The organism is Streptomyces sp. NPDC001108, from assembly GCF_053598535.1.
In genome coordinates this window covers 13620-36221 of record NZ_JBSFKL010000003.1, presented here as the reverse complement: position 1 = coordinate 36221, position 22602 = coordinate 13620, and the positions used below count along the sequence as shown (strand labels likewise).

The following is a 22602-nucleotide window of genomic DNA, read 5'->3' as shown; positions in this document are numbered from 1 at the left end:
GCCTTCCCGGGCGAGAAGAAGGTCAGCTGCGCCGGCCGGGCGGTGCTCGACCAGCTGCCTTCCCGCCGGAGCACCGGTGCGCCGGTGGGGAAGGCAGCGGTTCCCCTCGCACCGCCGCCCGGGGCACCGGCCTCCCGCGACCGTCCTACAGGGCGCTCTTCGCCCGCCAGTCGGCCCACGACACGTTCCACGCCCCGTAGCCGTTGCCCTCGGCCACGGTGCCCTTGGCGTCCGCGCCGGTGATCTCGAACGGGTCGCCGGCCCGCACCTGCCCGTACAGCGCACCGGCGTTCGCGTCGCTCATCCCGACACAGCCCGAACTCCGGTTGGCCACACCGAAGTAGGCCGCGTTCCACGGCGCGGCGTGGGCGTACATCCCCGACCAGGTCAGCCGCATCGAGTAGTCGACCATCTTGTCGTAGGCGTCGCCGAGGCCGACCGTCTCGGAGCGCATGTTGATCGTGCCCTCCTTGGACATCAGCACGGCCGTGCCGCGCCAGGACGCCTTCTCGCCGCCGGGGGTACCGGCCGACATGGGCACGTCCAGCACGGTCCTGCCGTCCCGCTGAAGCGCCAGCCGGTGCCGGTCGAGGTCCACCTTCACGACCTGCTCGGCGCCGATCGTGAAGGTGGTCCGGTAGTCGCGGACGAACCAGCCGCCGGACGGTCCGGAGTCGACGCCGTTGAGATCGGCGTCGAGCGTGACCTTCGTACCGGACTTCCAGTACTCCTTGGGCCGCCAGTCGACGCGGTCCTTGCCGGAGTAGTCCTGGAGCCAGCCCCAGGAACCCTCGGTGTTGTTCGAGGTGGAGACCTTCAGGGCCTTCTCGACGGCCGCCCGGTCCTTGACCGGGTTGTCGAAGACGATCGACAGCGGCTGGGCTATCCCGACCGTGGTGTTCTTGCCGGGGGCCAGCGTCAGCTTGTTGACCTTCTGCGCGGCGGTGGTGGTGAACCCGGCCTTCGCGCTGCCGCCCTGCGCGGTCCTCGCCTCGATCCCGTACGTGGTGCCGGGGGCGGCCGGGCGCTCGGACGTCCAGGTCCGCCCGTCGGCGGATATCCGGCCGGTCAGCGCCGCGCCGCCGTCCGCGCTCACCGTGACCGCCGTCAGCTTCCCGCTGTCGAGCGTCACCTTCACCGGCGTGCCCGGGACGGCCCGGTCACCGCTCAGGTTCACCGAGATCCGCGCCTTCCGGGGAGCCGGGTCGCCGTCCTTCGCCGAGTCCGACGCGGCCGCCCCGGAACAGGCGGTGAGCAGGGATCCGAGGACCGCGGAACCGGCGACCAGGGAGAGCCGGACCGGGCGGCCGAGCGGGGCGGTACGGCGTACAGCGAACAACGGAAATACCTCCAAGGCATTGTTTCTCACAGAGGAAGAGCCCCCGGTCAGGCGCCCAGGTTTCGCAAATTCGGCCGAAAAATGTGAAATGTGTCGTACATCACGGAGTCCGGCACCACCCCCGACCGTCCGGAGCCCGTCCCGGACACCCCGCCGCCCACACACGCCCCACCCCCGGATACCCTCCACGCCTGACCGGACAGCCATGGGGCGGGGGACACCACGGTGGGTGGAACGGCGAGCGGTACGGGGGCGGCGACCCGGGCGCCCCGATCGGCGATGCGTGACGGCGCCGTCATGGCGGCCGGATCCCTCGTCTCCCGGGCGACCGGCTTCCTCCGTTCCGCGGTCGTCGTCGCCGCGCTCGGCACCGGGCTCCGGGCCGACGGGTACAACGTCGCCAACACCGTCCCCAACATCCTCTACACCCTGCTCATCGGCGGCGCCCTCAACGCCGTCTTCGTTCCCGAGCTGGTCCGCGCGGCCAAGCGGCACGCCGACGGCGGGGCCGCCTACACCGACCGGCTCCTCACCCTGTGCACCGTCGGCCTCCTCGCCCTCACCGGCCTCACGGTCCTCGCCGCCCCCTGGATCGTCGAGGTGTACGCCCCCGGCTACGACGGCGAGCAGGCCGGCATGACCATCGCCCTGGCCCGGTACTGCCTGCCGCAGATCCTCTTCTACGGGCTGTTCACCCTCCTCGGCCAGGTCCTCAACGCCCGCGACCGGTTCGGCGCGATGATGTGGACCCCCGTCCTCAACAACCTGGTCGTCATCGGGGTGTTCGGCCTCTACCTGGCCGTCGTGGCGGGCTCGGACGGAGCGCTCACCCCGGAACGGGCCCGGCTGCTCGGCTGGGGCACGACCGCCGGGATCGCCGTGCAGACCCTCGCCCTGCTGCCCGCGCTGCGCGCCGCGAAGTTCCGGTGGCGGCCCCGGTTCGACTGGCGCGGCAGCGGTCTCACCCGGCCACTGCGCGCGGCGGGGTGGCTGGTCGCGCTGGTGCTCACCAACCAGATCGCCTACTGGGTGGTGACCCGGCTCTCCACCACCGTCGGCCTGCGCGCCGAGGAGCAGGGACTCGCGGGCGGCGCCGGGTACACCGCGTACAGCTACGCCTTCCAGCTGTGGGTCGTCCCGCACGGCATCGTGACCGTCTCCCTGATGACCGCGCTGATGCCCCGGATGAGCCGCGCCGCCGCCGACCAGGACCTCCCGGGGCTGCGCCGCGACGTCTCCTACGCCCTGCGCACCTCGGCCACGCTGGTGATACCCGCGACGGCCCTGCTCCTCGCGCTGGCCCCCTGGGCGATGGGCGCGGTCTACGGGTACGGGCGGACCGGGGACGCGGACATCGCCGTGCTGGCGGGCATGATCATGGCGTTCGCCCCCGGGCTCGTCGCCTACTCGGGGCAGTACGTGCTCTCCCGCGCCTTCTACGCGATGGGCGACACCCGCACGCCCTTCCTCCTCAACCTGGTGATCGCCGCGCTCAACGCGGGGCTCGCGGCCGCCGCGTATCTGCTGCTGCCGGCCCGCTGGGCCGTCACGGGCATGGCCGGGGGCTACACCGTGGCGCTGTTCGCGGGCTTCGCCGTCACCGGGTACGTGCTGCACCGCAGGCTCGGCGCCGGGGCCCCGCCGCTGCGCTCGGCCGCGCTGGGGGCGCAGCTCCGCCTCGTGGCGGCGGCGGTCCCCGCCGGGCTGCTCGGCCATCTGGCCGCACGGTCCTGCGCCGGGGCCGGGGACTTCGCGGCGCTGGGCGCGGGCGCGGCCGTCCTGCTGCTCACGGTCGCCCTGCTGGCCCGCCCGCTGCGGCTGCGGGAGGTCGGTGCCGTGATCGAGGCGGGTCGGACCCGGCTGCGCCGGGCCTGAGCCCGCACCCCGGCCCGGCGGTGCGCCGGACCGGAACGGGCGGATCTCAGGGGGCCCGGTGGGAGTTGCGCGGGGCCGGGGCGGGGGACTGGGCGGCGCGGGTCACGTCGGCGACCAGCTCGACCACGTCGGGGCCGTACGCCTGGGAGTTGACCACCTTCAGCAGCAGGCAGAAGCTGTTGTTGCCGTGCTTGCGGGCCAGCTTCTCGTAGTTGCGGGAGAGGTAGCGGGAGGCGGCCTGGTTGGTGATGGCCTGCTGGCCGCAGAAGAGGAAGACCGGGCGGGCTTCCTGACCGGCCGTCAGCCGGGCGAGCAGCACGTACTCGGCCACCCCCTTCTCGACCCGGTAGCGCTCCGAGCCGATCTGGAAGGCGTTGCGGTCGGGGCCGGGCGCGGGGTCGGTGTTCACCTTCACGCCGGGCAGCAGCGAATGCAGATGGGCGGCCATCCGGCGGTTGGAGACCGGCCCGCCGACACAGAACTCGGTGCGTTCGCCGAAGCCCTGCTGGGCGACGTCGTGGGAGAGGATCTGGGCGTGCGCCGAGCAGTCCTTGATGAGGGCGGAGAGCTCCAGCAGGGCGAAGACGTCGTGGCGGTGGACGGAACCGTCGCCGCCCGCGTCACGGTTGACGACGAGCAGGCACTCGGAGTTGCCCGGCAGCCCGAAGAACGCCTGCTTGCGGCGGAGTCTGCGGCGCCAGAGGTAGGTGCGGGCGATCCAGCCGAGCGCGGCACTGACGCCGGCGGCTATCACGCCCAGCACGATGTTGCGTACGTCGTCACTCATGGGCGGGCATGTTAGCGGGCACCGGGAAACGTGGGAACGGCGGACCTGACGGGGCGGCGGGCCCGGCGATACCCTGCGCGGACGATCCCGCACTGGAGGTGCGCATGAGACGTTCCATCGCGCGAAATGTGTCCTTAACCGCCGTTCTCGCCACTGTCGTCGCCGTTGTCGCCGCCACCCCGGCCGCGTCCGCGCGGGTGCCCGAGACACCGCCCAAGTCGCCCGTCGCGGTGGGGTACGGAGGCGCGGTGGCCAGCGTCGACGCGGATGCCTCGGCGGCCGGTATCGAGGTGCTGCGCAAGGGCGGAAACGCGGTGGACGCGGCGGTGGCGACCGCCGCCGCGCTCGGTGTGACCGAGCCCTACTCGGCCGGCCTCGGCGGAGGCGGCTACTTCGTCTACTACGACGCCGTCCGGCGCACCGTGGAGACGATCGACGGCCGGGAGACCGCCCCGCTCGGCGCCGACTCCTCGCTCTTCCTGGAGAACGGCAAGCCGCTCTCCTTCGACGAGGCCGTGACCAGCGGACTCGCCGTGGGCACCCCCGGCACCCCGGCCACCTGGGACACCGCGCTCAGGAGCTGGGGCAGGAAGCCGCTGCGGCAGGTCCTGAAGCCGGCGGAACGGCTCGCCCGGGACGGCTTCGTCGTCGACGAAACGTTCCGCTCGCAGACCGAGGGCAACCGGGCCAGGTTCGCCGACTTCCCCGCGACCCGGAAGCTCTTCCTGCCCGGCGGCGACCTGCCGGTGGTCGGCTCCCGATTCAGGAACCCCGACCTCGCCCGCACCTACGAGCAGGTGGGGCGCGAGGGCGTCGACGCCCTGTACCGGGGCGATCTGGCCGACGACATCGTACGGACCGTCCGCAGACCGCCCGTCGACCCGAAGGCCACCCGGGTCGTGCGCGCCGGTGACCTCACCGCGAAGGACCTGCGCTCCTACCGGGCGTTGCGCCGGACGCCGACCAGGGTCGACTACCGGGGACTCGACGTCTACGGCATGGCCCCCTCCTCCTCCGGCGGCACGACCGTCGGCGAGGCACTCAACATCCTGGAGTCCACCGACGTCTCGAAGCTGAGCGAGGCCCAGTACCTGCACCGCTACATCGAGGCCAGCCGGATCGCGTTCGCGGACCGGGGACGCTGGGTGGGCGACCCGGCCTTCGAGAACGTTCCGACCCGGGAGCTGCTGAGCCGGCGGTTCGCCGACGCGCGGGCCTGCCTGATCAAGGACGACGCGGTGCTGACCAGCCCGCTCGCCCCGGGCGACCCGCGCCACCCGGCCGACTGCGCGACCGGCGGCAAGGCCGCCCCGACCACGTACGAGGGGGAGAACACCACCCATCTGACCGTGGCCGACAAGTGGGGCAACGTCGTCGCCTACACGCTGACGATCGAGCAGACCGGCGGCAGCGGCATCACCGTGCCGGGGCGCGGCTTCCTGCTCAACAACGAGCTGACGGACTTCTCGTTCGCGCCCGCCGACCCCGCGGTGCACGACCCGAACCTGCCCGGTCCGGGCAAGCGGCCGCGCTCGTCCATCTCGCCGACGATCGTGCTGAAGCACGGCAGGCCGGTGCTGGCCCTGGGCTCGCCCGGCGGCGCCACGATCATCACGACGGTGCTCCAGTCGCTGATCGGCACCGTCGACCGGGGGCTCCCGCTGGTCGACGCCATCGCCGCGCCGCGCGCCAGCCAGCGCAACGCGCCGACGACGGAGCTCGAACCGGACCTGTGGAACAGCCCGCTCCGGGCACGACTGGAGTCGCTGGGCCACGCCTTCAAGCTCAATCCGGAGATCGGGGCGGCCACGGGCGTCCAACGGCTGCCGGACGGGCGGTGGCTGGCGGCCGCGGAGAAGGTCCGCCGGGGCGGCGGATCGGCGATGGTCGTGAAGCCGACCGGACGACCCTGACGATTCGTCATCACCCTGGGTAAGGGGCCGGTTCCGGGCGTTGACACACGCGGAACCGGCCCCTCGGTCTTGACGGTGGCGGCCGGTCGGGGCCATGTTGAGCCGGTCGGTAAGGAAACTTTCCTATTGAAAGGGCCCCCCACTGTGCGTACTCGAACGCTCGCCCTCGCCGCCACCTCCGCCGCCGTCCTGCTCGGCGCCGCCGCCATGGCCCCCGCGGCCCACGCCGGTCCGGGGATCAAGGAAGGCACCGTCAGCGCGGCCGACCTGCTGGCCAAGGTGACCTCCTGCTCGCAGATCTCCAACGGCAAGTACCGCACGGACGAGGAGACATCGGCGACCATCCCGGTCTGCGGCAAGAACGGCGCCGTGTTCTGGAAGGCCGACATGGACATCGACTGCGACGGCGAGATCACCACCGCCTGCAACGAGAACACCGACCCGTGGTTCCAGAACGGGACGGCGTTCGAGACCTCCGCCGGAAAGCCGCTGAACGCCGAGAAACTGCCGTACGTCGTCGTCCCCAGCGCCAGCAGCATCTGGAAGTACGGCGACTCGGGGATCAAGGGCGGCGGTGTCGTCGCCGTGATCTACAACAACAAGGTCGAGTACGCGGTCGTCGGCGACACCGGCCCCAGCCAGATCATCGGCGAGGCGTCCTACGCCACCGCCAAGGCCCTCGGGATCGACCCGGACCCGGAGACCGGCGGGGTCGACTCCGGCGTCACGTACATCCTGTTCAAGAACTCCCAGGTGTCGCCGATCGAGAGCCACAGCGCCGCCGTCACCGCCGGGGACGCCCTCGCCAAGCAGTTCCTCCAGAACAACTGAGGGCGGGAACGGTCACAGGGCGGTGAGGACGCGCGGACCGTCGTCGGTGATCGCCACCGTGTGCTCGGCGTGCGCGGCGCGGCTGCCGTCGGTGGTGCGCAGTGTCCAGCCGTCCCGGTCGGGGTAGTACTCGTCCTTTCCGCCGCCGATCAGCATCGGCTCGATCGCCAGCACCATCCCGTGGCGCAGCCGCATGCCCCGGCCCGGCCGTCCCTCGTTGGGGACGGCCGGGTCCTCGTGCATCTCCCGGCCGATGCCGTGACCGCCGAACCCCTCGGGGATGCCGTACCCGGCGCCTCGGCAGACCGTGCCGATGGCGTGGGCGATGTCACCGATCCGGTTGCCGACGACCGCCGCCGCGATGCCCGCCTCCAGAGCCTCGAAGGCCGTGTCGACCAGCCGGGTGTCGGCGGGCCGTGCCCGGCCCACGGTGAAGCTGATCGCCGAGTCGCCCGCCCAGCCGTCCAGCTTCGCGCCCGCGTCGATGCTCACCAGGTCGCCGTCGCGCAGCCGCTGGTCGGTCGGGATGCCGTGGACGATGGCGTCGTTGACCGACGCGCAGATCACGGCGGGGAAGGGAGTGGGGGCGAAGTGCGGCCGGTAGTTCAGGAACGGCGAGCCCGCGCCCGCCTCCCGCAGCACCCCGCGCGCCACCTCGTCCAGCTCCCGCAGCGACACGCCGACCACCGCCGCCTCCCGTACGGCGGTCAGGAGCCGCGCCACGACCCGGCCGGTCTCGCGCATGGCATCGATGGATGTGTCCGTCTTGAGTTGCACCATGCCAATTACTATACCGGTTGAAGCGGTATTAGAATGACGGCATGGTCCGCACCCCCCTGACCCCGGAAGAGCGCCGTCGCGGCGAACGGCTCGGCGAGCTGCTGCGCGAGGCGCGCGGTGGCCGCAGCATGGTCGAGATCGCGGCGGACGCCGGAATCTCCGCCGAGACACTGCGCAAGATCGAGACGGGCCGCGCCCCCACCCCGGCCTTCTTCACGGTCGCGGCCCTGGCCGGCGCGCTGGGGCTCTCGATGGACGAGATCCTCGCCCGCTGCGCCCCGGAACCGGACGCGGTCCCCCTGGCCGGATAGCAGAGGTCCGGACAGCGGTGGGCCCCGGCTCCCCGTACGTCGGGAACCGGGGCCCACCGCGCCGGTCTCAGGGCACCTCGACCCCGTTCGACTGCTCGATCAGCTCGATCAGGGTCGTCCGGCCGCCGTCCGTCGATTCCGGGTAGAACCGGCGGGCCCAGCGGCGGAACGGGCCGATCGGGCCGTCACCGGAGGCCAGCCGGGGCGGCTGCCGGTACTGCTTGTGGTGCCAGATCGGGAAGTCGGCGGCGGTGAACTCGCAGCTGGACCGGAAGACGGCACGGTCCAGCAGCCGGGCCGCGGTCCGGCTCACCGTGCGCGCCAGCGGGCCGGGCAGCCGGGACGGCTCGTCGAAGGCGATCCGGTTGAGCTGCCGGAACTGCATCCGGTTGGGCGCGATCGCCGTCGGCAGCACCATCGTGCACATCCGCAGCCCCAGCCGGGGCGTGTGCACATCGGCGTGCAGGCAGCCCAGCCCGTAGCCGTCCACCTCCACATGGACGACGAAGTCGCCCAGCAGCGGCGCCGATTCATGGGCGCGCATCGAGACGTGGAACTTCGCGTCCTCGTACTCCACCGGGCCGCCGATCTCGGCCCTCTTCCAGCCGTGCAGGGTGGCGAAGTGCCCGAGGTCCACCGAGTTCTCGATGACCTCCTGGACGTTTCCGGCCAGTTCCCAGGCCGCGCTGCGCGAGGGCCGGTGGCCGATCACATGCCACTCGGGAATCGACCAGTCCGGATTCCGGCCGTCGTGGTGCCGCCAGACGAACACCGCGCCGTTGACCTCCATGACCGGCAGCCGCGACAGCGGCGATCTCGGCGGGGCGGTGTCGTACCCCGTGCGCACACAGGCGCCGTCCGGGCCGAAGGCGAAGAAGTGGAAGGGGCAGACCAGGTCGTCCCCCTCGACCTTCGCGAGGCCCAGATGGGCGCCCAGATGCGGGCAGTACGGCCGGATGGCCCGCACCGCGCCCGAGCCGAGCCGGTACAGCACCACGTCCTCGCCGGCCAGGGGCCGGGTGAGCACGGTGCCCGGCCGTAGCTCGTCGGAGAACGCCAGTGCCGCCCAGCCGCTCGGATACGGCAGGGCGGGAGCGCCCGCAGCGTCGGCCGGTGTCGGCCCCTCGCTGATGGCGCCCCCGAGATCGCGTGACAGTCCCACCACTTCCCCTTCTTCCGGTTCAGGTCCCCTGGGACAACTGCCCAGACCGTCCCGGAAACTCCGGGGAACACCGCACACCACTCGAACGAGGAGGGATGTGGCGGGAGTTGACGGGAAGGGGGTGGGTGATCCGTGCCCGGAGCCCTCAGCGGGCCCGCTGCTCGTACCCCACCAGGCGCACGCAGACGGTCAGCCCCTCGATCGCCCGCTCCACCTCCGTGAGCCCGGGGTAGCTGGGCGCGATCCGGATGACGGCGTCGCGCGGGTCGTCCCCGTACGGGTGGGTGGCGCCGGCCGGCGTCAGCACGATGCCCGCCTCGGCGGCCCGGCGCACGACCTCCCGGGCGCAGCCGTCCGGCACCTCCAGGGTGACGAAGTAGCCGCCCTTGGGCGAGGTCCAGGACGCCAGCCCGGTGCCGCCCAGCTCCGACTCCAGGATCCGGGCCACCGCCTCGAACTTGGGCTGGAGCAGGGCGCGCTGGCGCTCCATGTGGTAGCGCACCCCGTCGGCGTCGCGCAGGAACATCAGGTGCCGCAGCTGGTTCACCTTGTCGGGGCCGATCGACCGCTTGGCGTTGTTGCCGAGCAGCCACTCCAGGTTCGCCGGGGACGAGCCGAAGAACGCGACGCCCGCGCCGGCCGCCGTGATCTTCGAGGTGGAGCCGAAGACGAAGACCCGGTCCGGGTGGCCGGCCCCGGCGCAGGCGGCGAGCAGGTCGGCGATCGCGACCGGCTCGTCGGTGAGGTGGTGGGCGGCGTAGGCGTTGTCCCAGAAGATCCGGAAGTCGGGGGCGGCGGTCTCCATCGCGGCGAGCCGGGCCACGGTCGCGTCGCTGTAGCAGACCCCGTCCGGGTTGCTGTACTTCGGCACGCACCAGATGCCCTTGATCGCGGGGTCCTCGGCGACGAGCCGTTCGACGACGTCCATGTCCGGGCCCTCGGCGGTCATCGGGACCTGGATCATGTCGATCCCGAACCGCTCGCAGAGCGCGAAGTGCCGGTCGTAGCCGGGCACCGGGCACAGGAACGCGATCCGCTCCTGGTCGACCCACCGCGATTCCGCGCCGGGCACCACGCTCAGCAGCGCGTGCACCAGGCAGTCGTGCATCAGCTCCAGGCTGGAGTTCCCGGCCGCGAGCAACTGGCCGGCCGGGACCTGGAGCACCCCGGCGAAGATCTCCCGCAGCTCGGGCAGCCCCTGGAGCCCGCCGTAGTTGCGTACGTCCGTGCCGTCGGGGGCGGTGTGCCGGCCGACGCCGGGCAGGGCCAGCAGCTCCTCGGAGAGGTCCAGCTGGGCGGGGGAGGGCTTGCCCCGGGTCAGATCGAGCGAGAGCCCGAGCGCCACCAGGTCGCGGTGGTCCTGGCGGGCCCGTTCGAGGAGCCCGGACAGGCTGTCGGGGGTCGGCTCGCTGGTCATGGTGGATCCTCTCGCAGATCCCGTTCGAAACGGGGCTGCGGCCGAGAATACAAATCGGTGCCCGGCGGTCGCGGACCGGGAGCGGTGCGGGGCGCGCGTGTGGACCGCACGGGTGTGAAACATGATCGACTCCGCCGGTTCGCGGCGATGGTCTTGCCCCGCTGTGGGACGGGGCTTACGTTCTCCTCTACGCACGTGTCTACGGGCGTAGAAATGCGTTGAGGCTCTCTGACGCCGTGTCGAAGGAGCAGCTCATGTCCCCAGTCGTTCGCGCCGCACTCGTCCAGGCGACCTGGACCGGCGACACCGAATCCATGATCGCCAAGCATGAGGAACATGCCCGCGAGGCCGCCCGGCAGGGTGCGAAGATCATCGGTTTCCAGGAGGTGTTCAACGCCCCCTACTTCTGCCAGGTGCAGGAGGCCGAGCACTACCGCTGGGCCGAGGCCGTCCCGGACGGTCCCACCGTCAGCCGGATGCGGGACCTGGCCCGCGAGACCGGCATGGTGATCGTCGTCCCGGTCTTCGAGCTCGAGCAGTCCGGCTTCTACTACAACACCGCCGCGGTGATCGACGCCGACGGCTCCTACCTCGGCAAGTACCGCAAGCACCACATCCCGCAGGTCAAGGGCTTCTGGGAGAAGTACTACTTCAAGCCCGGAAACGTCGGCTGGCCGGTCTTCGACACCGCCGTCGGCAGGGTCGGCGTCTACATCTGCTACGACCGGCACTTCCCCGAGGGGTGGCGTCAACTCGGCCTCAACGGAGCCCAGTTGGTGTACAACCCGTCCGCCACCTCGCGCGGCCTCTCCGCCTACCTCTGGCAGCTGGAGCAGCCCGCCGCGGCCGTCGCCAACGAGTACTTCGTCGCCGCGATCAACCGCGTCGGCCAGGAGGAGTACGGCGACAACGACTTCTACGGGACCAGCTACTTCGTCGACCCCCGGGGGCAGTTCGTCGGCGATGTCGCCGGTGACAAGGAGGACGAACTCGTCGTACGGGACCTCGACTTCGGGCTCATCGACGAGGTCAGGCAGCAGTGGGCCTTCTACCGGGACCGCCGCCCCGACGCCTACGACGGACTGGTGGAGCCGTGAGCGGCCTCCACCACCGCCACCTCGCCGTCCTGCCCGACTGGCTGGCCCTCTACTACAAGCGGCCCCTGGAGATCACCCACGGCGAGGGCCGGCACGTCTGGGACGCCGACGGCAGGCGCTACCTCGACTTCTTCGGCGGCATCCTCACCACCATGACCGCCCACGCCCTGCCCGAGGTCACCAAGGCGGTCGCCGAGCAGGCCGGCCGGATCATCCACAGCTCCACGCTCTACCTCAACCGGCCGATGGTCGAACTGGCGGAACGGGTCGCCGCGCTCTCCGGCATCCCGGACGCCCGGGTCTTCTTCACCACCTCCGGCACCGAGGCCAACGACACGGCGCTGCTGCTCGCCACCGCGTACCGCGGGTCGAACCAGATCCTCGCGATGCGCAACAGCTACCACGGCAGGTCCTTCTCCGCGGTCTCCATCACCGGCAACAACGCCTGGTCGACGACCGGCCTGTCGCCGCTCCAGACGCTCTACGTGCACGGCGGCGTCCGCACCCGGGGCCCCTACGCGCATCTGGGCGACGCCGAGTTCACCGAGGCGTGCGTCGCCGACCTGGAGGACCTGCTCGGGCACACCCGGCCCCCGGCGGCGCTGATCGCCGAACCGGTCCAGGGCGTCGGCGGGTTCACGTCGCCGCCGGACGGGCTGTACGCGGCGTTCCGGCGGGTCCTGGACCGGCACGGGGTGCTGTGGATCTCCGACGAGGTGCAGACCGGCTGGGGCCGCACCGGCGACCACTTCTGGGGCTGGCAGGCGCACGGCGCGAACGGGCCGCCGGACATCCTCACCTTCGCCAAGGGCATCGGCAACGGGATGTCGGTCGGCGGCGTCGTGGCCCGCGCCGAGGTCATGAACTGCCTGGACGCCAACTCCATCTCCACCTTCGGCGGTTCACCGGTCACGATGGCGGCCGGGCTGGCCAACCTCTCGTACCTCCTGGAGCACGACCTCCAGGGCAACGCCCGGCGCGTCGGCGGTCTGCTGATCGAGCGGCTGCGGGCGGTCGGCGCCGGGTGCGAGCGGGTGCGCGAGGTGCGCGGCCGGGGGCTGATGATCGGCATCGAACTGGTGCGGCCCGGCACCGACGAGGCCGACCCGGCGGCCGCCTCGGCGGTGCTCGAAGCGGCCCGCGAGGGCGGCCTGCTCGTCGGCAAGGGCGGCGGCCACAACACCAGCGTGCTGCGGATCGCGCCACCGCTCTCGCTCACCATCGCCGAGGCGGAGGAGGGCGCGGAGATCCTGGGAGAGGCGCTGCGGGCCGCCGACTGAGGCGGCGGGCCGGGCCCCGGGCGACGGCTCCGGGACCCGGCCGGGCGGTCAGCCGCGGTTGCCGGTGGGGCGGGTGAGGTCCAGGGTGCGGACCGGGTCCAGCTCGCCGTGGTACGCGAGGTCCTGGTAGCGGACCCCGGTGATCCTCAGCGAGGCCGTGGCGACGCCCCGCGGCACCGTGGTCCTGAAGCGGACCGAGCCGTCCTTCTTCGTGCTGCCGGTCAGCCGCTCGACCCGGCCGCCGGCCGTGAGTTCGGCGGTCACCGCGGCGCCCTTCACCGGTGCGCCCTGCGCCGTGCGCACCACACCGTTCGCGGTGACCTTCCAGGGCGAGTCGGAGCCGGGACGGCCCAGGAGCACGGTCCCGGCGTCCAGCGAGGCGACGGCGAGCTGCGAGGGCGGGGTGGGCTGGCCGAGGGCGACCTGGTCGACGGTCCAGAAGGCGCTGTTCGTCCCGGTGTAGCGGAAGCTCAGCCGGGCCGTCCGCGCGCCCGCCGGAACGGCCAGCTCCAGGCGCTCGACCGTGTTGACGTCGGTCCGGTACGACTTCACGAGCTGCGGGGCGCCGCCGTCGTACGAGACGTACACGTCGCCCGTCTGCGGCCCGTCGATCCGGTAGTTCGTCGCGTACGAGACCGTGGCCGTCGCCGCCCCGTTCAGCCGGTAGGCCGGGCTGATCAGGGTGGAGTCGAACTGCCCGGCACCGTGCGCCTTGTCGTCCCACTCGTCGGAGTCGGCGACCGCGAACACGTCGCGGGCCCGGACGTTGGTCTCCCGGCCCTGGCCGCGTTCGGCGTTGGTCCAGAACTCGTCCGTGGCGAAGGCCCAGCCGCGCCACTCGGTGACCCCGCCGGACGGCATCTTCGCGTTGTCGATGGACCAGCCCTCGGGGGCGGTGCCGGTCCAGCCCTTCACGTCGGCCGGGAGCCTCGTCTCGTCGACGGGTCCGCGCAGCGCGGGGCGCAGCGCGTCGAAGTCGTCCGTCCTCGGCTCGGCGAGCGAGGTGCCGTCCAGGTCCCAGGCGGGGTCGGTGGCGACGCCCTCGTGGCGCAGCACGGTGGGCGCGATGTCGGTGATCCTGACGTCGTGGCGTACCGAGCCGGGGGCGATGCCCCTGCCCTGGGCGATCACGAACGTGCCGCGCTCCAGCGGGGAGTTGCCGCCGTGGCCACCGGTGGGGGTGTGGCCGTGGTCGGCGGTGACGACGATCAGCCAGTCCTCCTGCTCGTACGTGGGCCGCGAGGCGACGGCGTCGAGCAGCCGGCCGACCTGGGTGTCGGCGACGCCCAAGGACTTGAGGTAGGCGGCGCTGGACGAGCCGCTGCTGTGGCCGGCGCCGTCGACCTCGTCGAGGTGGACGAAGGTGGAGTCGGGGTTGCCGTTGGCGAGGTAGTCGACGGCCTTGGCGGTGGTGCCCGCGTCGTTGCCGCCCGCGATGCGCAGATCGGTCTTCGCGCCGAAGACGATCTGGGGGATGGGGTTCCAGGTGCCGACGACCAGGGTGGACGTGGCCGGGTCGGCGGTCTCCAGCCGGGTCGCGTAGTCCGGGTAGCGGGCGTAGTTCGGGTTGGTGAAGTTGTTGTCCTTCACGTTGTGCTTGTCGGGCCAGACGCCGGTGGCGATCGAGGACCAGCCGGCGCCGGAGACGGTCGGGGCCATCGGGTCGGCGTAGAGGTTGCTCCGGGCGGTCAGCCCCTGGGTCATCAGCCGCTGGAGGCGCGGCACGTCGGCGCGCGAGAAGGCGTCGAAGGTGGCGCCGTCGATGCCGATGACCAGGATCTTCGCCTGCTTGGTGCCGGAGGGCAGACCGGCGTACGGGGTGGCGGCCGGGGCCTTCGGGTCCTGGGCCTCGGCGGTGGTGGCGACGAGCGGAAGGGCGACGGCGGCGACGGTGGCGGCGGCCAGCAGCGTACGCGCGGAGCGCGGCAGTGACACGGGATCCTCCGGGGATCGGGTCGGTGGCACCGGGCAACGGGGGAGCCCGGCGATGGGGACGAGGTTCGTCCCCGGCGGTGAGCGGCCCACCCCGGGGAAGGTACGGGCGTGTGAACCGTACTCAACATTTGGACCAGACCCGTAACCATTTCGTTATTCGCCGATGGTGCGGGCCGTGTGCGCCGCTGTGGGCCGGTGGAGTGCCCGGCGAGGGAAACAGAAACGTCTTCAGCGGTTGTCGGCAGCGGTATTGCCACAGTGGGTAACCCACTTCTACGTTCTTCACACGCACCACTTCTACGTGCGTAGACCCATTCCGCCACAGTGAGGAGGGGTACATGAGCCGCACCGTCATCCACGGCGGTCTCGTCATCACCGCGTCCGACGAGATCCACGCCGACGTACTCGTCGAGGGCGGCCGCGTCGCGGCGCTCGCGGAGCACGGCAGCGACGCGGCCGACGGCTGGAGCGCCGACCGGAGGATCGACGCCACCGGCAAATACGTGATCCCGGGCGGTGTCGACGCGCACACCCACATGGAGATGCCGTTCGGCGGCACCTACGCCGCCGACACCTTCGAGACCGGAACCCGCGCCGCCGCCTGGGGCGGTACCACCACCATCGTCGACTTCGCCATCCAGTCCGTGGGCCGCCCGGTCCGCGAAGGGCTCGACGCCTGGTACGAGAAGGCCGACGGCAAGTGCGCCGTCGACTACGCCTTCCACATGATCCTCTCCGACGTGAACGAGTCCTCGCTCAAGGACATGGACCTGCTGGTCGCGGAGGGCGTCACCTCCTTCAAGCTGTTCATGGCCTACCCGGGCGTCTTCTACAGCGACGACGGCCAGATCCTGCGCGCCATGCAACGTGCCTCCCACAACGGCGGCCTGATCATGATGCACGCGGAGAACGGCATCGCCATCGACGTACTCGTCGAACAGGCCCTCGCCGAGGGCCGCACCGACCCGCGCTACCACGGCGACGTCCGCAAGGTCGCCCTGGAGGCCGAGGCCACCCACCGCGCCGTCCAGCTCGCCCGGGTCGCCGGCTCCCCGCTCTACGTCGTGCACGTCTCCGCCGACGAGGCCGTCGCCGAGGTCGCCGCCGCCCGCCACAAGGGGCTTCCGGTCTTCGGTGAGACCTGCCCGCAGTACCTGTTCCTGTCCACCGACAACCTCGCCGAGCCCGACTTCGAGGGCGCCAAGTACGTCTGCTCCACCCCGCTGCGGCCCCGGGAGCACCAGGAGGCGCTCTGGCGGGGGCTCAGGAACAACGAACTCCAGGTCGTCTCCACCGACCACTGCCCCTTCTGCTTCTCCGGGCAGAAGGAGATGGGCCGCGGCGACTTCTCCAAGATCCCCAACGGCATGCCCGGGGTGGAGCACCGGATGGACCTCCTCCACCAGGCGGTGGTGGACGGACACATCTCGCGCCGCCGCTGGATCGAGATCGCCTGCGCCTCCCCGGCCCGGATGTTCGGCCTCTACCCGAAGAAGGGCACCATCGCCCCGGGCGCCGACGCCGACATCGTCATCTACGACCCGGCGGCCGAGCAGACCATCTCCGCGAAGACCCACCACATGAACGTCGACTACTCGGCGTACGAGGGAAAGCGGATCACCGGCCGCGTCGAGACCGTCCTGTCGCGCGGCGAACCCGTCATCGCCGGACGGACGTTCACCGGCCGGGCCGGACACGGCATCTACACCCCGCGCGCCACCTGTCAGTACCTCGACTAGGGGGTGTCTGACAAATGCCTGCGGCGTCGCGGGGTCCGGCACATCCCCAAGCTCTCGGCTTCGCTCGAGCAGGGGACACCCCACTGCTCGCGGCGTTGCCGAACCGCCCACGTGGCTCCTTCCCCGAGCTCTCAACTCCGTTCGAGCAGGGGAGACCCCATCCGCGGACGATCCAGCGCCTTGCGCACGCACCGGACCCCGCTCCTTCACCCGCACTCATTCATCAGACACCCCCAGGAGCACCGCATGGACTTCGGAATCGTCCTCCAGACCGACCCGCCCGCCTCCGCCGTCGTCGAGCTGATGCGCCGCGCCGAGCACAACGGCTTCCGCTACGGCTGGACCTTCGACTCGGCGGTGCTCTGGCAGGAACCCTTCGTCATCTACAGCCGCATCCTCGAACACACCGAACGGCTCGTCGTCGGCCCCATGGTCACCAACCCCGGCACCCGCACCTGGGAGGTGACCGCCTCCACCTTCGCCACCCTCAACGACATGTACGGCAACCGCACCGTCTGCGGCATCGGGCGCGGCGACTCCGCGATGCGCGTCGCTGGACGCGCCCCCAACACCCTGGCCCGGCTCGGCGAGGCCATCGACGTCATCCGCGACCTCGCCGAGGGCCGCGAGGCGACCGTCGACGGGCAGCCCGTCCGCATCCCCTGGGTGAAGGACGGCCGGCTGCCCGTCTGGATGGGCGCGTACGGCCCGAAGGCCCTCGCCCTCGCCGGACAGAAGGCCGACGGCTTCATCCTCCAGCTCGCCGACCCCTTCCTCACCGAATGGATGGTCAAGGCGGTGCGCCAGGCCGCCACCGACGCCGGCCGCGACCCGGACGCGGTCACCATCTGCGTGGCCGCACCGGCGTACGTCGGGGACGACCTGGCCCACGCCCGTGACCAGTGCCGCTGGTTCGGCGGCATGGTCGGCAACCACGTGGCCGACCTGGTCGCCCGGTACGGCGAACACTCCGGCATGGTTCCGGACGAACTCACCGCGTACATCAAGGGCCGCCAGGGCTACGACTACAGCCACCACGGCCGGGCCGGGAACCCCGACACCGCCTTCGTGCCGGACGAGATCGTCGACCGGTTCTGCCTGCTGGGCCCCGCCGAGGCCCACATCGAGAAGCTGCGGGCCCTGCGCGACCTGGGCGTCGACCAGTTCGCCGTGTACGACATGCACGACGCGCGCGAGGCGACCATCGACGCCTACGGCGAACGGATCATCCCCGCCCTCACCGACTGACCCCCCTCCCCAAGGCCCCCCCCGCACCCCCCACGGTTGTACGCGCCCCGCCCCGCACGGCACCGCTCCCGAGCGAAGGGTCCAAGCCGCCATGACCTCGACCGTTCCCCCGCCCCCGCCGCAGGACCCGATACCCGGCGCGCCCGGCCCCACCGGGCGCGTCGGGCTCGATCCCGGCGCCGTTCCCACCGACAACCGGTTCGTCAACGAGGACCTGTTGCCCGTCCCCCTGGAACGGCGCCGCTGGACCACGTACAACTTCGCCGCGCTCTGGGTCGGCATGGCCCACAACATCCCGTCCTGGCTGCTCGCCTCCGGGCTGGTGGCGCTCGGCATGGACTGGAAACAGGCCGTGTTCACCATCGCGCTGGCCAACCTGATCGTGCTCGGGCCGATGCTGCTCACCGGGCACGCCGGACCCAAGTACGGCATCCCCTTCCCCGTGCTGGCCCGCGCCTCGTTCGGACTGCGCGGCGCCAACCTGCCCGCGCTGATCAGGGCCGCGGTGGCCTGCGCCTGGTTCGGCATCCAGACCTGGATCGGCGGCGTCGGCATCTTCACCCTGCTCGGGAAGATGTTCGGCGGCTGGGCGGAGGCGTCCGTGATCGGCGGCCAGCCATGGACGCTCTGGCTCTGCTTCCTCCTCTTCTGGGCGCTCGAACTCGCCATCATCCACCGGGGGATGGACGCCCTGCGGCGGTTCGAGAACTGGGCGGCACCGTTCGTGATCGTCGGCGCCGTGGTGCTCCTGGTCTGGGTCGCGGTCAAGGCGGGCGGCTTCGGCCCGCTGCTCGACCAGCCCTCGAAGCTCGGCTGGGGGCGGGACTTCTGGCCGGTCTTCTTCCCCTCGCTGATGGGCATGATCGCGTTCTGGGCGACGCTCTCGCTGAACATCCCCGACTTCACCCGCTTCGGGTCCGGTCAGCGCGCCCAGATCCGGGGCCAGGCTCTCGGTCTGCCGACCACCATGACGTTCTTCGCCCTCCTCTCGGTCCTGGTCACCTCCGGATCGCAGGCCGTGTACGGCGAGGCCATCTGGGACCCGGTCCAGTTGGTGGCGCGCACCGACAACGTCTTCGGGCTGCTCTTCGGCCTGGTGACGGTGCTGGTCGCGACGGTCTCCGTGAACATCGCGGCGAACGTGGTGTCACCGGCGTACGACCTGGCGAACCTCGCGCCCCGGTTCATCAGTTTCCGCACCGGGGCCCTGATCACCGGGGTCGTCGGGGTCGTCATCATGCCGTGGAAGCTCACCGAGACCCCCGAGCTGTACATCTTCACCTGGCTCGGGCTGGTCGGCGGACTGCTCGGGACGGTGGCGGGCATCCTGATCGCCGACTACTGGATCGTCCGCCGCACCGTGCTCGACCTCCCGGACCTCTACCGCCCCGGCGGCCGCTACTGGTACGTCAACGGCTGGAACTGGCGGGCCGTCGTCGCCTTCGCCGTCGGCGGTGTGCTCGCGGTCGGCGGCTCGCACTCCGCACCGGGGGAGGGGCCCTTCCCGGCCGACGGGCTGATCCCGGCCCTCCAACCGCTCTCCGACTACGGCTGGGCGGTCGGCCTGGCCTCCTCGCTGGTGCTGTACGTGGTGCTCACCGGCCGGTCCGCCGTCACGTCGGAACCGACGAACGGCCCAGCAGCGCGTTGATGTCGTACGTACGGTCCGGCGGCGGCGTGGCCGAGGGCACCGGCTTCCCGAAGCCGGAGAGGCCCACCACCGCGTCCGCCCCGCCGCCGTGGACCGTGATCCGCACCGGGAACGGCCGCCCCGTGACCGCGACGTACGTCGTCCACGTCCTGCCCTCCCGAGTGCTGGTCAGCGGGATCACGGGGGCGCCGTCCAGCGTGGTGCGCGGGGCCTTGCGCAGCCCCGCCGGGTCCTGGTGCCCGACATCGCCCGCGAGCTGCTCGAAGACGACGGGGTCGCAGCCCTCGGTCAGGGGGCGCAGCCGGGGATCGGAGGCCGGGGCCCTCAGATAACGCCCGTTCAGGATCGCGGCGAAGGCCGCACCGCCGTCGGGGACCTGGCTCTTCCAGAAGTCCGCGTCCAGCTTCACCCAGACCTCCTCGCCGTGCTTCACGATCCGTGCCGAGCCCTGGTCGCCGCCGAGCCGTACCGACCCCACGCAGTCGCCCGACCGGTCCAGGACGACGTCCAGCGACTTCGCCGGCCGCCCGTCGCCGAGGTCGCCGCGGGCGGTGACGCGCAAGGAGTCGACGCTCAGCAGGGCGTCGCGGGAACGCTCAGCGATCTGGCGCGCGGAGAGCGTGTCGATCCCGTTGTCCGCCCGTGCCGCACCATTGCCGAGGACGCCGCTGCCGCCGAGGAGACCACCGGTGAGCCCCAGCACGACGGCCGCGGTCCGGGCGGTCCGGCAGGTGGCGTGGTGTCGAGCGGTCACGTCGCCTCCCTGAAGCCCGCCGCCGGAGGATCGTCGGGTCCGGTCCGGTGCCCTCCGACGGTTCGAGCGTACGTCCGGGCCGGTGCGGACGCGCGACGGACACCCCGGCACGGCGCGCACGCAGAGTGATGTTTTGCCGTGTTTTGAGCCATTGGTGTCCGGGGAGGTCGTCGGCGCACCGAGTCCGTCACCAGCGAAGGGGGACACGCACACATGAAGCTGTCGAGGGGGAGTCTGTCCAGGGCCGTGCTCCGGGGCGCCGTCACGGCGGGAGCGGCCGCCGCGCTCGCGCTGCCGGTGTCCGTCGTCACGGCCACGACGGCCGCGGCGACACCGCCGGGCCTTTCCTGCGACACCGGGAAGCACGCGGTCGACGACTACACCGGCTACGCGCTGTGCAGCAACGACGGCGGTACGACGCAGACCTTCTGGGTGCACCTGGTCTGCGGCTGGGCCCCGGACGTGGACGGGGAGCACGTGACCCTGGCCCCCGGCCAGTCCGGCCAGTCCACCGCCCACTGCGCCGACATCGGCACCGGCATCGGCGAGATCAGCGTCCAGCCGTAGGCCCTGTATCGGACGCCCCACCCATGGGCCCGTGCCGGGCCGGACCTTGTGGCCCGGCACGGGCCTTCCCGTCCGGCACGGGCCGCCTCAGGCCCGCCGCGCGCTCCGCTCCAGCAGCGGCGGCAGCGCGACGGCCAGCCGCTCCCGCAGCCCGTCCGGGCCGCCCGCCACCCACGGGTGCGCGGCGTGGAAGGCGGACCAGTCCACCAGCCAGTCCCGCACCGAGGCGGGCGTGAACCCTTGCGCGTGCGTCCCCAGCACCGTGCGCAGCAGCCGGGGCGGCAGGACCGTCCGTCCGTACTCGGCGAGCAGCACCGCGTCGTACAGGTCCTTGGCGCCGGATCTGCCCTCGGCCTCCTGGTCCTCGGCGAGCCACAGCAGCTTCCAGGCGAGCGAGAGCCCCGGACCCGCGGTGCGGACCGGTGTCGGTGGCCCGCCGTCACCCCGGGGGCAGGCCGTCCACACCGGTGCCTCGGGCAGCCGTTCGTCCCGCGCGAAGTCCATCCGCAGCTCGCCCGGCGGCAGCCCGTCGGCCTCCCAGGGCACCACGACCCGTATCCCGGGCGTCTCGTACTCCCGGTACATCCACTCCTGGTCCAGGGACACCCGCAGCGGATCGACGCGTATCCCTTCCGGCAGCGGCGGACCGGCCCGCAGCGCGGCGGCCACCTCCTCGTCGAGCTCGGGCGACACGCCCAGATCGTCGGAGACCGCCCAGCGCAGGCCCTCCGGCGCGAGCACCGGCCGGGCGCCGCCCGTCTCGTGGCACTCGCCGTCCGTCAGCAGCTCGGGGGCGGCCGACCCGTGCGCCGCCTCCGGCCACTGCTGCACCTCCTCGACGCCCACCACGTAGGGGTACGGATCGAGCGGATCGGGGAAATCCGCCCCCGGCCGCGGCACGATCCAGTCCAGATCGCCCGGCTCCCGGGCCGCGGCGCCCACCCACGCCCGGAGCGGCACACTGCCCCGCAGGACCAGGCCCTCGCCCAGGGGCGAACCCGCGACCACCCGCAGCAGATGGTCCAGGACCGCGCGCCGGGCGGCCCGCCAGCGCGGGGCGAGCGCCGCGTCCGGGAACTCCGGCTCGCCGGGAACCGGCCGGTCCCAGCCGCTCACCGCGCGGCCCCGGCCGGCGCGTCCAGCCAGCCCGCGTCCACCGAGGGGCGGTCGTCGTGCACGACGAACTCCTCCTCGACCTCGAGCACATCGAGCCCGGCCCCGCGCAACGCGCCGAGCAGGGCGTCGAGTTCGGTCCGGGCCCGGGGGCGGCCCACTCCGTGGCAGCGCTGCGTGACGAACCGCTCGTGGCAGCGGGGGCCGGTGAGACGGCGGGCGTTGCGCGACAGACGCGCGCCGTGCCGCTCGGCCACCTCCCGGGCGACGGCCACCTCCGGCTCGCCGGAGAGCCGCAGCTTGACGTGATGCTCGAAGTGGAGACCGGGCGGGAGCGCGGCGGCCTCGGCGGAGCTGCCCGGCACGTCCGCGTTCCACGGAGCGGCCTCTATCTTCACCCGCACGACCGGGAAACCCGCCGCGCCCAGCTCGGCCGCCCACCGGTCGGCGGCGGCCCGTCTCCCGGAGAGCGCACCCCGGCCACGCTCGGTCAGCATCGGCTGGTCGGGGGTGGCGCCGCCGTCCAGCACGATGTGGGTGAGCCCGAGACCGCGCTCCCGCGCCCAGCGCTCCAGCCGGTCGAGCTTCCGCCCCACCCCGCCATCGGCGAGGGGATCGGGGCGCACCGTCAGATGCGTCTCGAACTCGCCCTCGAACTCCGCTTCCACGGACCCTCCCCGTCGTACGTCCCCTGATCGTCTTCCGTCACCGAACGTAGCAAGGCCCACTGACAGTCCTCGCCGGGAGCCTCCGCACCTGCCCCCGGGCACTTTCCTCCGAACGGTTGAGCGGAGCGCACCCCA

Annotated in this window: 19 protein-coding genes; 10 read left to right on the top strand and 9 right to left on the bottom strand. The window is 72.2% G+C overall.

Annotated elements, in window-relative coordinates:
• Window positions 1–145 precede the first annotated feature (145 nt).
• Window positions 146–1339: an Ig-like domain-containing protein gene (locus tag ACWC97_RS08700; RefSeq protein ID WP_450648257.1), complete on the bottom strand. Its 1194-nt coding sequence runs from the start codon at window positions 1337–1339 to the stop codon at window positions 146–148.
• A 279-nt stretch (window positions 1340–1618) separates the two neighbouring features.
• On the opposite strand from ACWC97_RS08700, the gene murJ reads away from it, so the two are divergent.
• A complete protein-coding gene (gene murJ / locus ACWC97_RS08695; RefSeq protein ID WP_450648255.1) occupies window positions 1619–3214 on the top strand; it encodes a murein biosynthesis integral membrane protein MurJ in 1596 nt (531 codons plus the stop codon).
• A 46-nt stretch (window positions 3215–3260) separates the two neighbouring features.
• Here murJ and ACWC97_RS08690 read toward each other — a convergent pair whose 3' ends face one another.
• The gene (locus ACWC97_RS08690; protein ID WP_450648253.1) at window positions 3261–4001 is read right to left on the bottom strand and encodes a hypothetical protein; all 741 of its coding nucleotides are present in this window, start codon (window positions 3999–4001) and stop codon (window positions 3261–3263) included.
• Window positions 4002–4105: 104 nt separating this feature from the next.
• On the opposite strand from ACWC97_RS08690, the gene ggt reads away from it, so the two are divergent.
• Window positions 4106–5914: a gamma-glutamyltransferase gene (gene ggt / locus ACWC97_RS08685; protein WP_450648251.1), complete on the top strand. Its 1809-nt coding sequence runs from the start codon at window positions 4106–4108 to the stop codon at window positions 5912–5914.
• 144 nt (window positions 5915–6058) lie between these two features.
• Window positions 6059–6745, top strand: a complete 687-nt coding sequence (locus ACWC97_RS08680; RefSeq protein ID WP_352280481.1) for a glycoside hydrolase family 75 protein — start codon at window positions 6059–6061, stop codon at window positions 6743–6745.
• A 12-nt stretch (window positions 6746–6757) separates the two neighbouring features.
• Here ACWC97_RS08680 and map read toward each other — a convergent pair whose 3' ends face one another.
• Complete coding sequence (gene map / locus ACWC97_RS08675; protein ID WP_450648249.1) at window positions 6758–7525, bottom strand: type I methionyl aminopeptidase; 768 nt, start codon at window positions 7523–7525, stop codon at window positions 6758–6760.
• 41 nt (window positions 7526–7566) lie between these two features.
• On the opposite strand from map, the gene ACWC97_RS08670 reads away from it, so the two are divergent.
• A complete protein-coding gene (locus tag ACWC97_RS08670; RefSeq protein WP_352280483.1) occupies window positions 7567–7836 on the top strand; it encodes a helix-turn-helix domain-containing protein in 270 nt (89 codons plus the stop codon).
• Window positions 7837–7903: 67 nt separating this feature from the next.
• Here the strand turns inward: ACWC97_RS08670 and ACWC97_RS08665 are convergent, their stop codons facing one another.
• A complete protein-coding gene (locus ACWC97_RS08665) occupies window positions 7904–8998 on the bottom strand; it encodes a Rieske 2Fe-2S domain-containing protein (RefSeq protein ID WP_352280506.1) in 1095 nt (364 codons plus the stop codon).
• Between the two features lie 145 nt (window positions 8999–9143).
• Window positions 9144–10415, bottom strand: coding sequence for an aminotransferase class I/II-fold pyridoxal phosphate-dependent enzyme (locus ACWC97_RS08660; RefSeq protein WP_352280484.1), 1272 nt, complete (start codon window positions 10413–10415; stop codon window positions 9144–9146).
• A 254-nt stretch (window positions 10416–10669) separates the two neighbouring features.
• On the opposite strand from ACWC97_RS08660, the gene ACWC97_RS08655 reads away from it, so the two are divergent.
• A complete protein-coding gene (locus ACWC97_RS08655; protein WP_352280485.1) occupies window positions 10670–11512 on the top strand; it encodes a nitrilase-related carbon-nitrogen hydrolase in 843 nt (280 codons plus the stop codon).
• On the top strand, window positions 11509–12792 hold the full coding sequence (locus ACWC97_RS08650; RefSeq protein ID WP_450648247.1) for an aspartate aminotransferase family protein: 1284 nt from the start codon (window positions 11509–11511) through the stop codon (window positions 12790–12792). The genes ACWC97_RS08655 and ACWC97_RS08650 overlap by 4 nt, the downstream gene beginning before the upstream one ends.
• A 48-nt stretch (window positions 12793–12840) precedes the next feature.
• On the opposite strand, the gene ACWC97_RS08645 is transcribed toward ACWC97_RS08650, so the two are convergent.
• Entirely contained in the window at window positions 12841–14727 is a 1887-nt protein-coding gene (locus tag ACWC97_RS08645; RefSeq protein WP_450648245.1) for an alkaline phosphatase family protein, read from the bottom strand.
• Between the two features lie 338 nt (window positions 14728–15065).
• On the opposite strand from ACWC97_RS08645, the gene hydA reads away from it, so the two are divergent.
• The 3 genes from hydA (at window position 15066) to ACWC97_RS08630 (ending at window position 19365) form a co-directional block, all read left to right on the top strand.
• Window positions 15066–16466, top strand: a complete 1401-nt coding sequence (gene hydA, locus ACWC97_RS08640; protein WP_450648243.1) for a dihydropyrimidinase — start codon at window positions 15066–15068, stop codon at window positions 16464–16466.
• A 246-nt stretch (window positions 16467–16712) separates the two neighbouring features.
• Entirely contained in the window at window positions 16713–17714 is a 1002-nt protein-coding gene (locus tag ACWC97_RS08635) for a TIGR03842 family LLM class F420-dependent oxidoreductase (RefSeq protein WP_352280489.1), read from the top strand.
• A gap of 91 nt (window positions 17715–17805) precedes the next feature.
• The gene (locus ACWC97_RS08630) at window positions 17806–19365 is read left to right on the top strand and encodes an NCS1 family nucleobase:cation symporter-1 (RefSeq protein WP_352280490.1); all 1560 of its coding nucleotides are present in this window, start codon (window positions 17806–17808) and stop codon (window positions 19363–19365) included.
• Here the strand turns inward: ACWC97_RS08630 and ACWC97_RS08625 are convergent.
• A complete protein-coding gene (locus ACWC97_RS08625) occupies window positions 19328–20119 on the bottom strand; it encodes a hypothetical protein (protein WP_450648240.1) in 792 nt (263 codons plus the stop codon). The genes ACWC97_RS08630 and ACWC97_RS08625 overlap by 38 nt on opposite strands.
• Before the next feature lie 213 nt (window positions 20120–20332).
• Here ACWC97_RS08625 and ACWC97_RS08620 point away from each other — a divergent pair, with 213 nt between their 5' ends.
• Window positions 20333–20686, top strand: a complete 354-nt coding sequence (locus ACWC97_RS08620) for a hypothetical protein (protein ID WP_352280492.1) — start codon at window positions 20333–20335, stop codon at window positions 20684–20686.
• Between the two features lie 87 nt (window positions 20687–20773).
• On the opposite strand, the gene ACWC97_RS08615 is transcribed toward ACWC97_RS08620, so the two are convergent.
• Both ACWC97_RS08615 and ACWC97_RS08610 read right to left on the bottom strand, forming a co-directional pair.
• Window positions 20774–21802: a nucleotidyl transferase AbiEii/AbiGii toxin family protein gene (locus ACWC97_RS08615; protein WP_450648239.1), complete on the bottom strand. Its 1029-nt coding sequence runs from the start codon at window positions 21800–21802 to the stop codon at window positions 20774–20776.
• Window positions 21799–22467: a hypothetical protein gene (locus ACWC97_RS08610; RefSeq protein ID WP_450648237.1), complete on the bottom strand. Its 669-nt coding sequence runs from the start codon at window positions 22465–22467 to the stop codon at window positions 21799–21801. Before ACWC97_RS08610 ends, ACWC97_RS08615 begins: the two co-directional genes overlap by 4 nt.
• Window positions 22468–22602 lie beyond the last annotated feature (135 nt).